General features: G+C 43.1%; 6 protein-coding genes. All 6 read left to right on the top strand.

The window, feature by feature from the left end:
- The first annotated feature begins 125 nt into the window (after window positions 1-125).
- Window positions 126-1,568 carry a cytochrome ubiquinol oxidase subunit I gene (locus tag QUB70_RS17045; protein ID WP_332982121.1) on the top strand — a complete coding sequence of 481 codons (1,443 nt, stop codon included), beginning with the start codon at window positions 126-128 and terminating at the stop codon, window positions 1,566-1,568.
- 8 nt (window positions 1,569-1,576) lie between these two features.
- On the top strand, window positions 1,577-2,590 hold the full coding sequence (cydB, locus tag QUB70_RS17050; protein WP_332982122.1) for a cytochrome d ubiquinol oxidase subunit II: 1,014 nt from the start codon (window positions 1,577-1,579) through the stop codon (window positions 2,588-2,590).
- A 342-nt stretch (window positions 2,591-2,932) separates the two neighbouring features.
- Complete coding sequence (locus tag QUB70_RS17055; RefSeq protein ID WP_332982124.1) at window positions 2,933-8,374, top strand: trifunctional serine/threonine-protein kinase/ATP-binding protein/sensor histidine kinase; 5,442 nt, start codon at window positions 2,933-2,935, stop codon at window positions 8,372-8,374.
- Between the two features lie 133 nt (window positions 8,375-8,507).
- Window positions 8,508-11,216 carry an ATP-binding protein gene (locus tag QUB70_RS17060; RefSeq protein ID WP_332982126.1) on the top strand — a complete coding sequence of 903 codons (2,709 nt, stop codon included), beginning with the start codon at window positions 8,508-8,510 and terminating at the stop codon, window positions 11,214-11,216.
- Between the two features lie 16 nt (window positions 11,217-11,232).
- The gene (locus tag QUB70_RS17065) at window positions 11,233-12,522 is read left to right on the top strand and encodes a hybrid sensor histidine kinase/response regulator (protein ID WP_332982131.1); all 1,290 of its coding nucleotides are present in this window, start codon (window positions 11,233-11,235) and stop codon (window positions 12,520-12,522) included.
- A 66-nt stretch (window positions 12,523-12,588) separates the two neighbouring features.
- The coding region (locus tag QUB70_RS17070; protein ID WP_332982127.1) for an ATP-binding protein at window positions 12,589-16,248 on the top strand (3,660 nt) is incomplete at its 3' end.

The raw sequence follows: 16,248 nt of genomic DNA on the forward strand, positions 1-16,248 counted from the left end.
TGTATAAAACATTAAAAATTGCTTTCCCTACAAAATATCACGAATTTTTACACTACATTATAACCAGTGTCACTTCTCGATCTCGTGCAAACAAACATCTCTTGAACTGACCAAAGGATACAAACATGGATATCTTATCTAACACAGTGGCGCTATCGCGGATGCAATTTGCGCTAACCGCCATATTCCATATGCTGTGGCCAGTTTTGACTACGGGAATGGGAATTTATCTGGTAATTGTTGAAGGAATGTGGCTGAAAACTCGCAATCCCGACTATTACCGCCACGCTCGTTTTTGGTCGCAACTTTATGTCCTCAACTTCGGGATAGGGGTAGCTTCCGGCATTCCAATGGAGTTTCAATTTGGCACAAACTGGGCGCCATTTTCCGAAGCAGTTGGTGACTTTTTTGGCAGCATTTTAGGATTTGAAGCTTCAATGGCATTTATGCTGGAAGCCGGCTTTTTAGGAATTATGCTCTTCGGTTGGGAGCGCGTTCACCCGATCGTCCATTATTTCGCTACAATCATGGTAGCCTTCGGCGCAAACCTATCAACAGTCTGGATTTTAGTCGCTAACTCTTGGCTGCAAACTCCCGCCGGCGGAGAAATGGTCAACGGCAAATTTGTTGTCAGCGATTACTTTCAAGCAATTATGAACCCCTTCGCATTAAACAGCGTTCTGCATATGTTTTTTGCGACGTTAGAAACCTCGCTGTTTGTAATTGGAGGAATTAGCGCCTGGTACATTCTCAACAAACGCCACGAAGCTTTTTTTTCCAAGTCTTTAAAGATTGCCATAGCAACGGCGATCGCAGTTGCACCTTTGCAGATATTCATCGGACATTTGAGCGCCGAACAAGTCTATCACTATCAGCCGACCAAATTAGCAGCAATCGAAGCTAAATGGGAAACCTCCCCAGCCGGAGAGTCAGCCGATTGGACTTTAATGGCTCTTCCTAATGAAAAATCCCAAAAAAACGACTGGGAAATTAAAATTCCTAATGGCTTGGGATACGTTCTAGAATTCAAAGAAAAACTCTCCGAACCAGTCCTCGGACTAAAAGAATGGAAACCAGAAGATAGACCCCGGATGGTGGGTTTAATCTACTATTGTTTCCGCATCATGTCCGGCATTGGATTCTTCTTTGTCGGATTGATGCTGTTCAGTACAATTCAGTGGATGCGGGGCCAACTTTCTGCTGAAAATATTAGCAGTCAACATTGGCTGATGCGCGCTTGGATTTTAGCAGCTCCCCTGGGATATATTGCTGTAGAATCGGGTTGGATTGTGCGCTGTGTCGGCAGACAGCCCTGGGCTTTATACGGGCAAATTCGCACGGCTGACGCGGTATCAAACATCCCCGCTACCAATGTTTTAACTTCTCTCAGTTTCTTTGCAGTTATTTACAGCTTTTTGTTTGTTTGCGCCTTGTATTTTGGCAGCCGCATTATCCGCAAAGGCCCTAATTTAAATCTGCCGATTCCTGGTTTAGACAATCAACCTGCAATCGAAACCGAACCCGCAGAACACATTCCCGATCGACGTCCCGCAGAAGCACAACAATAGGAGATTTTATGCAAGCTTTGGAGCATTTTCTCCCGCAAGTCTGGTTCGTAATTTTGGGTATCTTTCTCTTGCTATACGTCATGCTAGACGGCTTTGACTTAGGAGTAGGAATCTTATCTCTAACTGCGGATGATGATGAGCGCAGGGGCATTTTAATGACAAGTTTGGGCAACGTTTGGGATGCTAATGAAACTTGGCTAGTGTTGATGGGAGGTGCTTTATTTGGCGCATTTCCCCTAGCTTACGGCACGATTTTAACGGCCTTGTACATACCGATTTGCATGATGCTTTTCGGTTTGATATTTCGAGCTGTAGCCTTTGAGTTTCGCGAACATTCTAACCGAAAATTATTTTGGAACTATGCCTTCGGTGCCGGCAGTTTTTTAGCAGCTTTAGCTCAAGGATTTGCCCTCGGTGCGGTGCTCGAAGGCATTGCGGTTGACGAAGCCGGTCATTTTGTCGGCACTACTTGGGATTGGCTGGATTGGCGATCGATCTTAGTTGCTTTAACGCTAGTTCAAGGCTATGTTTTGATCGGTTCCACCTATCTGATTATGAAGACTGAGGGGGAACTGCAAACAAATCACTATCGCACGGCTAAAATTGCGGCGGTGACGACGTTAATCGGAGCGAGTTTGATTACGATCGCCACTCCTATTTTTTACGAAAGTACAAGAGCAAGATTGTTTGAGAAACCGCTAGTTTATGTCTTTGTGGCGATTCCTTTGCTGGGAGTGCTATTTGTGGGGCTGCTGATTAAAAGTCTCGATCGCAAAGAAGAACGGACGCCGTTTGTCTGGACAATTCTGATTTTCTTGCTTAGTTTCATCGGCTTGGGATTGATAGTTTTTCCGTACATTATCCCCACAAAAATTACCATTTACCAAGCGGCTGCTGCGCCCAGCGCCCTGGTATTTATGATTGTGTTCATTGGCTTTCTCATCCCGATTATGATTTTTTACAACATCTACAATTATGTTGTGTTTCGGGGTAAGGTTGCTGGCGGCCACTACGGGGAATAAAGCAGAATAAAACCGCAGATGCACGCAAATAGACGCAGATATAATAGACTCTATATCTGCGTATATTTGCGGTTAAAAATTACATATTAGACCTCTCGCAAAAATAACTAGGACGGGCAAGATGCCCATCCCACAAAATTTTTTTTCTTGTGGAATGGGCCGGAGAGCCCGTTCCATAATTTGATTAAAAGGATTTTTGCAAGATGTCTATTCTGATTTTCTGATACCATCACAACTTACGAAATCGTGTTTGAGACCACTATCCCTGTCAAATAATAAAATAGAATAGAATGGAATGGAATGTTTTAATTTAACTGTTGTCTAATAGAGAAGGAACGAGTTATGGATGCGATCGCCAATCTACCCGGTTATCAAATCACTGAGAAACTGTATGCAGGTACACGAACCCTAGTCTATCGAGCAATCCGTACCAGCGACAAATACCCAGTCGTCATCAAACTACTGCGAAACGAGTACCCCAACTTCAACGAACTCGTCGGGTTTCGCAACCAGTACACCATTGCCAAAAATCTCGACCTCCCCAGCATCATTCAACCCCTGACCCTAGAAGCATACCACAATAGCTATGCCCTAGTCATGGAAGACTTTGGAGGAATCTCCCTATCTACTTATCTCAAAACAGCCCCAACAGATGAAAAGCAACCCTCTAAATCTTTATCTTTAACAGAATTTTTCAATCTAGCTCTGCAACTGGCTGACATTCTCCACTATCTCTACCAAAATCGAGTCATTCACAAAGACATCAAACCCGCGAATATTTTAATTCATCCAGAAACAAAACAAATTAAACTAATTGACTTTAGTATAGCATCCCTCCTACCACGAGAAACCCAAGAAATTCAAAATCCCCATGTCTTAGAAGGAACATTAGCTTATCTCTCTCCCGAACAAACCGGGAGAATGAATCGAGGCATAGACTATCGTAGCGATTTTTATTCTTTGGGAGTGACCTTTTATGAATTGTTGACAGGAGAATTACCATTTATCTCAGAAGATGCGATGGAATTAGTGCATTGTCATCTCGCTAAACAAGCGATACCCCTCCATCAACTTCATCCAGAAATCCCCCTGGTTTTATCGCATATTGTCAGTAAGCTGATGGCGAAGAATGCCGAAAACCGCTATCAGAATGCATTGGGATTAAAACATGATTTAGAGATATGTTTAACTCAATTAGAAAAAACAGGTAACATTGAAGCGTTTGACTTAGGACAGGGAGATATTACAGACAGGTTCCTGATACCAGAAAAACTCTACGGTAGAGAAAAAGAAGTCGATCGTCTATTAGCGGCCTTTGAGCGAGTCAGCACAGGCAGCACAGAAATGATGCTAGTAGCAGGTTTTTCTGGAATTGGCAAAACCGCAGTTGTGAATGAAGTTCACAAGCCAATTGTCAGACAGCGGGGCTATTTCATCAAAGGCAAATATGACCAATTTCAACGCAACATTCCCTTCTGTGCTTTCCTGCAAGCTTTCCGTGAATTAATGAGGCAATTGCTTTCAGAATCGGATGCACAACTGCAAGCATGGAAAACTCAGATTTTAGCAGCAGTGGGAGACAACGGACAAGTCTTGATTGATGTGATTCCCGAATTGGAAAACATCATCGGTAAACAGCAAAGAACACCTGAACTATCAGGAAGTGCCGCCCAAAATCGCTTTAATCTGCTGATGCAGAAATTTGTGCAAGTTTTTACAAGTAAAGAACATCCTTTAGTGATGTTTTTGGATGACTTGCAGTGGGCGGATTCAGCATCGCTGAAATTGCTACAATTATTGATGGAAGATACGGGGCATTTATTGGTGTTAGGTGCTTATAGGGATAATGAAGTTTCCCCAGTGCATCCATTAATATTCACAGTGGATGAAATTGTCAAAACGGGGGCAACGGTAAATACAATTACTTTGCTACCGTTAAGCGAACCCGATCTGAATCGGTTGGTAGCAGATACCCTGAATTGCGAGTTATCTGTTGCGGAACCTTTGACAAAATTAGTTGCTCAAAAAACCCAAGGAAATCCCTTCTTTGCTACCCAGTTTCTCAAGGCATTACATGACGATAAGCTGATTAGCTTTAACCCCCCTCAGTCCCCCACCCCCCTTTCATCTCCCCTTACCAAGGGTGAACAGAGGGGGGTACAAGGGGGGTGGCAGTGCGATATTGCTCAAGTCAAAGCCTTAGCAATTACTGATGATGTGTTGGAGTTTATGGCGTTGCAATTGCAGAAATTGCCGACAGAGACTCAGGATATCCTCAAACTAGCGGCTTGTATTGGTGCCGAGTTTGATTTGAATACGTTAGTAATTGTCAGTGAGAAATCTGCGGGAATGATGGCTAAGGCTTTATGGAAAGCGTTACAGGAAGGTTTGGTGATTCCGACTACCAAAATTTATAAATTCTTTACCCAAGCTGATAGTGAGGAAGTCTTTAAGGCTTCAGCGAATCCCACTTATAGATTTTTGCACGATCGCGTCCAACAAGCCGCCTATTCTCTGATTCCCGACGAGCAAAAACAGGTGACTCACTTCAAAATTGGGCAACTGTTGCTCAGTCATACCTCTGTCGCGGAACAGGAGGCAAAACTCTTTGAAATTGTCAACCAACTGAATATGGGGAACAGCCTCATGATTGAGCCATCGGAGCAAACGCAACTCGCTCAACTCAATCTCCAGGCCGCACAGAAAGCCAGAGCTGCAACAGCATACACAGCCGCATTTGAGTATGCGACTACAGGCATCGACTTGCTAGCTAAAAAGCGATGGACAACGCAGTATGAACTGACCTTAGCACTTTACGAAACCGCCGCTGAAGCTGCTTATCTAAACGGCAATTTTCCGCAGATGAACCAATTGACCGCGATCGTTCTGGAACACACCAGAACTCTATTAGATCGGGTTAATGTTTATCAAGTTGAAATTCAAGCTGCTCAAGCACAAGCTCAACCTTCAAAGGCTATACAAATTGCTTTGCAAATTCTCAAGCAGTTGGGAGTTAGTTTTCCAGAGGAACCTAATGGAGAGGATATTGGAAAGGCACTGCAAGAAACTTTATCCCTTGTGGGTGGCAGACAGCCACTGGATTTGATCGCGCTGCCGCAGATGACCGATCGCACTCAGTTAGCCATTATGGAAATTCTCGCAGGTGTGACGGCATCTGCTTATGTAGCAGCTCCGACACTGTTGCCGTTGGTTCTGCTCGAACAAGTGAATGTATCGCTGCAATATGGCAATAGTTCGTTTTCTACTAATGGCTATTGCGGTTTTGGGGTCATATTATGCGGGGTAGTGGGAGATATTGAGTATGGCTATCAATTCGGTCAACTGGCACTCTTGTTGCTCGAACAACTCGATACCAGAAAACTAAAAGCCAAAACCTACGGACAATTTAACTGCTGTATTTCCCATTGGAAAGAGCCTCTTGGTAACACTTTACCGTTTTTACGAGAGGGCTATCAGAGCGGATTAGAAACTGGGGATTTAGAATGGGGTGGAATTTGTGCCGTCCTGTATTTGAAGCACGCTTGGTTTGCTGGCAAGGAATTGAGCGATTTGAGTCGAGAGGGTGCTGCTTTTTGCGCTCAATTTGCTCAACTTAAACAAGAAACAATGGCTAAGCAGGGAGCTATTTTTCAACAAGCCATCTTGAATTTGTTAGGGAATTCGACAGAAGCGTGGCAGTTTAATGGGGATAGTTTTAGTGAAGCAGAAGATCTACCGATGTTTGCGCGATCGGAGAATCAAACGGCTCCCTGCTATTTCTATGTCAGCAAGTTGGTGCTATGTTATCTATTTGGTCAGATTGAACAGGCGATCGCTGCTGCTAGCGCCCTTGAAAGTTATTTAGGTGGAGCTACAGGGATGTCCCTGATTCCGGTCTTCCATACTTATGATTCTCTGACACATCTGGCTAACTATTCCCAAGTTTCTCAGGCAGAACAACAAAGCATTCTGCAACGAGTGACTGCGAATCAGGAAAAGATCGAACGCTGGGCTGATGCTGCACCAGCGAATCAACTGCACAAATTTTATTTAGTTGAAGCGGAAAAAAATCGCGTTCTCAGTCAAAAAACAGCAGCTATAGAATTCTATGACCTGGCGATCGCCCTCGCGAAAGAAAACGCATACCTCCAAGACGAAGCACTAGCCAACGAACTTGCAGCCAAATTTTATCTCGACTGGGGCAAAGAAAAAGTCGCGATCGCCTACATGACTGAAGCTTACTGCTGCTATGCCCGATGGGGCTCCCAAGCCAAAGTTACTGATTTAGAACAACGTTATCCTCAACTCCTCGCACCTATCCTTCAACAACCTCGTTCCTCTACCTCCTTCAAGGAAACGATCGCGCGGGGAACCCTCGCTTCTACCAAAACCTCTAGCAGCATCTCTGAAGTGCTAGATTTTGCAACTCTGCTTAAAGCCTCTCAAGCTATTTCAGGGGAAATTGAACTCGATAAACTCCTAACTACTCTCCTAGAAATAGTCATTACCAATGCTGGGGCAACTAAGTGTGTCTTACTGCTCAAACAAGATATTGATTTAAAATTAGTAGCTCTTGTAGAAGGGGGACATTTACCGCAACTATTACCATCAATTCCCCTAGAATCAAGCCAAGATGTAGCAATTAGTTTGGTAAATACTGTCAAGCGAACTTTGAAACCACTGGTACTGGCGGATGCCGGGATTAATTCTCAGTTTGCTGCTGATAGTTACATTCAAAAACACCAGCCTAAAAGTGTCCTTTGTAGCCCAATTTTGAATCAAGGACAGTTGATAGGAGTTTTATATCTGGAAAATAACCTGACGGTGGGGGCGTTTACGAGCGAGCGCATTGAAGTGTTAAATATGATTAGCTATCAAGCTGCTATTTCCTTAGAAAATGCGCGTCTGTATCAAGCCGCACAACAAGCATTAACCGATCTCAAACAAGCACAACTCAAAATCGTTCAAAGCGAAAAGATGTCAGCACTGGGCAACTTAGTAGCTGGTGTAGCTCACGAAATCAATAACCCTGTCGGTTTCCTGACTGGCAATATTACCCCAGCCTTATCTTACATTAACGATTTGTTTGGATTGATCGATCTAGTGCAACAAAAATATCCTCAACTCGATCCAGAGATTCAAGAAGAAATCCAAACCATTGAACTTGACTACATCCGGGAAGACTTACCCAAGTTAATTGAATCGATGCGAGAAGGCGTGAAGCGGATTCAAGACATTAGTATTAGTCTCAGAAACTTCTCCCGTGCTGATAGCGATCGCCCCGTTGCCTGTAATATTCACGATGGCATTGATAGCACAATTATGATCCTTAAACATCGTCTGAAAGCCAACGACACTCGCCCCGAAATCCAAGTCATTAAGGACTATGGCAATATCCCAAAAATCGAATGCTATGCCGGACAATTAAATCAGGTATTTATGAATATTTTGGGGAATGCAATCGATGCTTTGGATGAGTTAAATATTGGACGTAGTTATGCAGAGACTAAAGCCAATCCCAATCAAATTATTGTCAAAACGGAGTTATCTACCGACCAAAAACAGTTAGTAATTCGGATTGAAGACAACGGTATTGGCATGAGTGAAACGGTGCAGCATCAAGCTTTTGATAATTTATTTACTACTAAGAGTGTAGGGAAAGGGACAGGATTGGGATTGGCGATCGCGCGTCAAATTGTAGTAGAAAAACATCGCGGACAAATTAAAGTTGATTCTGTCCCTAGCGAGGGGACTGTGTTTTCGATCACTATCCCTGTCATCTAAGGGAATAGAATTGAATTGAATATTAGATCAACACATTGGAAACACTACCAAATTAACGAGCATTATTGCAAAACATCAGGCTTGCTGACCTTATTTCGGTAAATCTCCAAGTGAACTATTATCTAGGTCTAACATGAATCCACATAAAACCATACCTTTAAGACTTGTGCTAGTAGTTCCGTTTGTATTGCAAGTCTTTGCTGCCGTCGGACTGACTGGCTATCTGTCCCTGCGAAATGGACAGATAGCCGTCAATGAGGTTTCCAGTCAGTTGCGTCAAGAGATGAGCAATCGCATTAACCTCCAAGTTCTCAACTACTTAGAAAAACCTTATGTTGCTGGACAAACTATCATCGCGGCTGCTCAAGAGGAGCAGATTGATTTAACCGATGTCACCAAACTAGAACGGACTTTCTGGCGGTTAGTTAGCCAAGATACGGTCGAAGTCATGCAAGTTAGTCTGGCTGACGGTACGAGTATACAAGTAGAGGATAGACAAAATAAAGGCATTATGGCTTTGGTTGGGAACAAAGCGGATCTACCTCAGCGCAAAATCTACCAACTTGATGAAAAAGGTGAACGGGATCTGCTGATAGAAACTCAAGCAAATTTTGACCCCCGCTCTCGCCCCTGGTATAAAAATGCCCAGGAAGCTGGAAGACCAATCTGGACAAATCCTTATTTGGGCATCGCTGTAAAAGTCGCTTCAATTGCTTTAACCCAACCCATCTATGACAAAAATGGCGTGTTCTTAGGCGTTCAAAATAGCATCCTTCGGATTGAGAAAATTCATCATTTCCTCAGCACGCTAAAAGTAGGTCAGACCGGACAAACCTTTATCATCGATCGATCGGGCAACCTGATTGCCAGTTCCAAGATTGAAAGCCCTTACATTATTGATGCTAAAAAAAATACGTTGGAACAAATTCCCGCTATCAAGTCGGAAAGTCCGGTAATTAGGGCCACAGCCAAAGCAATCCTCGATCGCTTTGGTAATTTCAATGATATTGAGCAGAGTCAGCAACTTGAGTTTATGCTGGCGGAGCAGCGGCAATTGGGGCAAGTTTCCACTATTCGAGATGAACGAGGCATTGATTGGCTCAGTGTCATTGTAGTACCAGAATCAGATTTCATGGCACAAATTGATGCCAACACCCGCACTACTATCCTGCTTTGTTTGGGGGCATTAGTTGTGGCAACTATCTTGGGTATATTTACTTCGCGCTGGATTGCTCGACCGATTCTAAAATTGCAGCAAGCAAGTGATGCGATCGCCTCTGGTACTCTAGATCAAACTGTGGAAGTCAAAGGTATCAGTGAATTGGAAGCACTAGCTAGCTCCTTTAACCAAATGGCTGGACAGCTACGCACCTCCTTTACCGAACTAGAAACCCGTGTCGAAGAACGCACCGCCGAACTGAGTATTGCCAAAGATCGAGCCGATAGTGCTAACCAGGCAAAAAGTGATTTTCTGGCAAACATGAGCCATGAACTCCGCACACCCCTGAATGGAATTCTTGGCTACGCCCAAATTCTGAACCGCTCCAAAGTTTTACCCAATAAAGAACGCCACGGAGTGCAAATTATTTATCAGTGCGGCTCCCATCTCCTCACCTTGATCGACGATATATTAGATATCTCCAAAATCGAAGCCCGCAAACTCGATCTCGCCCCCAGCGCCATACATTTGCCCTCCTTCCTGCAAGGAGTAGTTGAAATTTGTCGAGTCCGCTCCGATGGGAAAAATCTCGACTTCATTTATCAATCCGACTCAAACCTGCCAGAAGGAATAGAAGCCGATGAGAAACGCCTCCGTCAAGTCCTGATCAACCTATTGGGCAATGCCATTAAGTTCACCGATCGAGGTAGTGTTACCCTCAAGGTAGAAGTGCTAGAGGTAAGTACCCAAATTCTCCGCCTGAAATTCCAAATCAAAGATACAGGAGTGGGGATTGCCAAGGATCAATTAAGCCGACTCTTCCGGGAATTTGAGCAAGTAGGAGATCGAAAACGGCAATTAGAAGGCACTGGCTTAGGTTTAGCTATCAGCCAAAAAATCGTGCAATTAATGGGGGGCGAAATTCAGGTGGAGAGCCAGCTTGGAGTCGGCAGTAACTTCTTCTTTGAGGTGGCACTGCCGATCGCCAAAAATTGGGCAAAACAAAATTCCGTTAGTCAAGGACGGACAATTATTGGCCATGAAGGCTCGCCGAAACATATTTTGGTTGTGGACGATCGCTGGGAGAATCGATCGGTATTAATCAATCTATTAGAGCCACTAGGATTCAGCTTTACTGAAGCAGAAAATGGTCGAGAAGGCTTAGAAAAAGCTCTAGAAAAACTTCCAGACTTAGTTATAACTGACTTAGCGATGCCAGTAATGGATGGCTTTGAAATGCTCAAAAAAATACGAAAATCGGAGAATATCAAGCATTTACGGGTGATAGTATCTTCGGCATCAGTGGCAGAAATAGACCAGCATAAAAGCTTAGATATGGGTGGAGATGACTTTCTGACCAAACCCGTTGATGCAGACGAGTTGTTGACATTGCTTGCCAAACATTTACAACTCATCTGGAAATATGATGTAACTGAGTTAACAACAAGCGACAATGAAGTATCCGCGAAAGAACTAATTCCCCCATCGGCGGCGGACTTGCAAATTTTACTAGAACTGGCCCAGGATGGCTTGCTCAGAGAACTAGCAGAAACCGCCGCTCAAATAGGGCAAAAGAACAAGCGCTATCAGCCCTTTATTCAGCAAGTAATACAATTAGCTAAGCAATTCCAAACTGAGAAAATCGAGGAATTAATTCAACAACATATCACTAATAATAGTTAAAATTTGGATGGCAACTATGACGACAGGTTTAACAGGCTTAATTTTAATTGTTGATGATACTCCCACCAATTTGGATGTCATCTCGGAAGCGTTGAGTAATGCGGGGTATAAGGTGGCGATCGCTACCAGTGGCGAACGCGCCCTGCAACAAGTTGAGCGGCGACCTCCCGATCTGATTTTACTAGATGTGATGATGCCGGGAATTGATGGATTTGAAACCTGTAAACGCCTTAAAGCTAATGCCAAAACTTGTGATATTCCAGTTATCTTTATGACCGCTCTGGCTGATGTAGACAACAAAGTTAAAGGGCTTAAACTTGGTGCAGTAGACTACGTTACCAAGCCCTTTCAAGAACAAGAAGTGTTAGCGCGGGTGAAAACCCATTTACAGTTGCGTCTCTTGACTCAAAATTTAGAACAGCAAGTAGCGCAAAAAACTGCTGAATTACAAGCAGCTCAGCTCCAAATGATTCAACGCGAAAAATTGTCAGCTCTGGGCAATTTGGTGGCTGGTGTTGCCCACGAAATTAATAACCCAGTTGGCTTTATTTCTGGCAATATTCAGCCCGCTTTAGACTACATCAAAGATTTGTTTGGATTGCTGGATTTAGTTCAGCAAGAATCTGCTAATTTCAGTGCGGCAATTCAAGAGGAAATTGAAGCGATTGACCTCGACTACATCCGTGAAGACTTACCTAAGTTAGTTGGCTCGATGCAAGAAGGAGTAAACCGGATTAAAGACATTAGCATCAGCTTGCGGACATTTTCTCGTGCTGATACCGATCGCCCCGTAGCCTGCAATATCCATGACGGTATTGATAGTACAATTATGATCCTCAAGCATCGCCTCAAAGCCAACGACACTCGCCCAGAAATTCAAGTTATTAATGACTGTGGTGATTTCCAAAAAATCGAATGCTATGCCGGACAATTAAATCAGGTATTTATGAATATATTGGGGAATGCAATCGATGCTGTGAATGAATCAAATATTGGACGTACTTATGCAGAGATCAAAGCCCATCCCAATCAAATTATCGTCAAGACAGAATTATCGGGCGATAGACAACAGGTAGTAATTCGGATTGAAGACAATGGTATTGGCATGAGTGAAGCGGTGCGGGAGAAAGTTTTTGATAATTTATTTACTACTAAGAGTGTGGGTCAAGGCACGGGTTTGGGATTAGCGATCGCGCGTCAAATTGTGGAAGAAACTCACGGTGGAAAATTGAACTGTACTTCTATACTGGGAAAAGGAACAGAGTTTATCATTACCTTACCAACTCAAGCGGAACAGAAAAGTTAATTTTCTAGTCTTAATCAGACTCATTGAAGCAATTACTCACTCATTCCTTCTCAAATAACAATAGCCATGAATAACTCCGACAAAAATAGCGACAGTCAGACAACCGTTCAAATTCCTAACTATCAAATCAAGGAAACAATTTATTCAGGAAGTCGTACCTTAGTATATCGGGCTATCCGTACATCAGACCAACTACCTGTGGTCATCAAACTGCTGAAAAATGACTATCCCACCTTTAGCGAATTGGTACAGTTTCGCAATCAATATACTATTGCCAAAAATCTCAACTCACCGCTAATTGTCCAAACCTATAGCTTGGAGCCCTATCAAAATGGCTATGCGTTAGTGATGGAAGACTTTGGGGGGATTTCTCTTCAAAAATGGGGGGTGAAAAGGAAAAATGTACTCTCTTTGAGAGAGTTTTTAGAAATCGCGATCGCACTGTGCGATGCCTTAAATATTTTCTATCGAGAGCGAATTATTCACAAAGATATCAAACCCAGCAATATCTTAATTAATCCTGAAACTAAACAAGTCAAATTAATCGATTTTAGTATTGCCTCCTTGTTACCGCGAGAAACGCAGACACTGATAAATCCCAATGTACTGGAAGGAACCCTTGCTTATATTTCCCCAGAACAAACAGGCAGAATGAATCGGGGCATTGACTATCGGAGCGATTATTATGCTCTGGGTGTGACTTTTTATGAATTACTCACAGGTGTTCTGCCCTTTCCATCAAATGACCCGATGGAGTTGGTGCATTGTCACATTGCCAAAATAGCACCATTAGTGCATCATATTAACGTCAATCTGCCGTTAGTTTTATCAGAAATAAGTGATAAATTGATGGCAAAGAATGCTGAAGACCGCTATCAAAATATGTTGGGTTTGAAGCATGATTTAGGGATTTGTTTGCAGCAATTGATAACTACAGGCAAGATAGAATATTTTAAGATTGGGCAACGAGATGTGAGCGATCGCTTCATCATCCCTGATAAACTCTATGGACGAGAAGCCGAAGTAGAAACCTTACTCCAAGCATTTGAAAGAGTCGCTAACCCCCCTGAATCCCCCCTTGCTAAGGGGGGACATGGGGGGGTAGAAATGATGCTGGTAGCTGGTTTTTCTGGTATTGGAAAAACAGCAGTTGTCAACGAAGTTCATAAACCCATTGTTAGACAACGCGGTTATTTTATCAAAGGCAAATTTGACCAATTTAAACGAAATATTCCCTTTTCAGCATTTGTGCAAGCATTTCGGGATTTAATGGGGCAATTATTAACTCTCAGCGATCCTGAAATTAAAAAATGGAAAAATAAAATATTGTCGGCTGTCGGTGAAAACGGACAGATAATTATTGAAGTCATCCCCGAATTAGAAATAATTATTGGTCAACAATCACCAGTGGCGGAATTATCAGGAAATGCTGCCCAGAATAGATTTAATTTATTGTTTCAAAAATTTACTCAAGTATTTACCAAGCCAGAACATCCGTTAGTGATGTTTTTAGATGATTTACAATGGGCAGATTTGGCTTCGTTAAATTTGATGCAAGTATTGATGTCAGAGTCCGAAACTCGACATTTACTGTTGATTGGAGCATATCGTGATAACGAAGTATCGCCAGTGCATCCGTTAATCTTAACATTGGATGTATTAGTCAAAGCTGGGGCAATAGTGAATACTATTCACCTCCAATTACTGAGTTTAGAAAGTGTTAATGAATTAGTCGCCGAGACGCTAAATTGTGCTGACTATTGGGCGATGCCATTGACTAATTTAGTGATACAAAAAACCGGGGGTAATCCATTTTTTGCGACGCAGTTCTTGAAGGCATTGCATCAAGATGGGCTGATACAATTTGATATACCTGCTGGGTATTGGGAATGCGATCTAATCCGAGTAATGGAAGCTGCGTTGACAGATAATGTAGTGGAGTTTATGGCGTTGCAATTGCAGAAGTTGCCAGAAAAAACTCAGGAAGTATTAAAATTAGCAGCTTGTATTGGTAATCAGTTTGATTTAGCAACTTTGGCGATCGTCTCCCAACAATCTGAATCGGATGCCGCCGTTGCCCTCTGGAAAGCCTTGCAGGAAGGATTAATTATTCCTCAAAGTGAACTTTATAAGTTCTATGTGGGCGAATTGGATACCACCCAAAACACACAAACTGAAACGCTCAATTATAAGTTCCTGCACGATCGCGTGCAACAGGCTGCCTATTCTTTAATTCCCATTGAGCAACAGCAATCTACTCATCTAGCCATCGCTCGACTGCTGCACCAAAGCACCCCAGAAACTGACCTAGAAACCAAAGTTTTCGAGATTGTCAACCACTGGAATCGGGTAATTAATCTCATCCTCGACCCAGAGGAAAAAAAGAATCTCGCTCAACTAAATTTAATTGCTGGTAGCAAAGCCAAAGCCTCAACTGCTAATGAGCCAGCCCTCACCTATTTCCAAACGGGTTTAACATTGCTATCTGATGAAAGTTGGCAAACCGAACCGCAGCTAACCCTAGCATTGCATGAAGGCGCAGCAGAAGCGGCTTATTTGTGCGGTAATTCTGACCAGAGGTCGAAGTGGGTGAGGGTGATTTTAGCACAAAACCTCCAACCGACCGCATATGTCAAAGCCCATACAATCCAGATTCAAACTTACAACGCTCAGGGGCGGTATCAAGAAGCGATCGCGATCGCTCGCACTGCTTTAGCAAGATTTAATCTTCACCTTCCCGAACAGCCGACACCCGCAGATATTGCTCCGGCTATGGAAGAAGTCAGGGAATTACTCAACGGCAGAACAATCCAAGAGTTACTCAATTTGCCAGTGATGACAGAGGCAGAACCCTTGGCGATGATGCAGTTGCTGTCGAGCATTATTCCTACGACTTATGTTTTCGTTCCCTTGCTATTTCCTTTTGTTATTTTGACCCAAGTCAAACTATCGATTAATCAGGGAAATACAGGCCTGTCAGCTTTTAGCTACAGTAACTATGGTGTCTTATTAAGCAATATTTTAGGAGACTTGGATGGGGCTTATGATTGCGGTCAGCTAGCGCTACAACTGGTGGCAAAACTCAATGCGCGATTTATACAACCAAAAATCAGCGTTGCTTTCTCAGCTTTCATTATCCATTGTAAAGCTCACTTCCGCGGCTCTTTACCCGTGAATATAGAAGGCGTGCAGATGGGACTAGAAATCGGCGATTTAGAATTTGTTGGTTTTAATGTCTATGGTCTTTATCAATGGTCTTATCATCTGGGTAGGAACTTAACAACGGTAGTTTCAGAAGGTGAACCCTATCTCGCAGTCTTGTCGCAGCACAATTTGACCGTTACTTTAAATTATAGTCATATTGCTTTGCAGTTGATTCAACGCTTACAAGGTAATCAAAGCAAGACTGACTTGGCAACTCAAGGAGAGCAGCTACATCGCACGTTCACGATCGCCAATGACTTAACTGGTTTACATTTATATTGGGTAGGTCGGCTAACTGTTTCCTATTTATTTTGTGAAACAATGCAGGCAAGTGAGGATGCGGCACAAGCCCGTCAAATCTTGGCAGCAGGAGCAGGTATATTGGCAGGAGGAGCAGGTATATTTACTGAATTCGTTTTTTACTTCTACGATTCTCTCACAGCACTCGCTGAGTATCCTGAAGCTACAGATAAAACGGCGTTGTGCGATCGCATTTCGGCAAACCAAGCCAAACTCCAATAT

The organism is Microcoleus sp. A003_D6 (genome assembly GCF_036702825.1).
Classification (GTDB): domain Bacteria; phylum Cyanobacteriota; class Cyanobacteriia; order Cyanobacteriales; family Microcoleaceae; genus Microcoleus.

What these genes read in the sequence shown, in the direction of transcription:
- QUB70_RS17045 (WP_332982121.1), top strand. Translation starts at nt 126, where the DNA reads ATGGATATCTTATCTAACACAGTGGCGCTATCGCGGATGCAATTTGCG.
- cydB (WP_332982122.1), top strand. Translation starts at nt 1,577, where the DNA reads ATGCAAGCTTTGGAGCATTTTCTCCCGCAAGTCTGGTTCGTAATTTTG.
- QUB70_RS17055 (WP_332982124.1), top strand. Translation starts at nt 2,933, where the DNA reads ATGGATGCGATCGCCAATCTACCCGGTTATCAAATCACTGAGAAACTG.
- QUB70_RS17065 (WP_332982131.1), top strand. Translation starts at nt 11,233, where the DNA reads ATGACGACAGGTTTAACAGGCTTAATTTTAATTGTTGATGATACTCCC.
- QUB70_RS17060 (WP_332982126.1), top strand. Translation starts at nt 8,508, where the DNA reads ATGAATCCACATAAAACCATACCTTTAAGACTTGTGCTAGTAGTTCCG.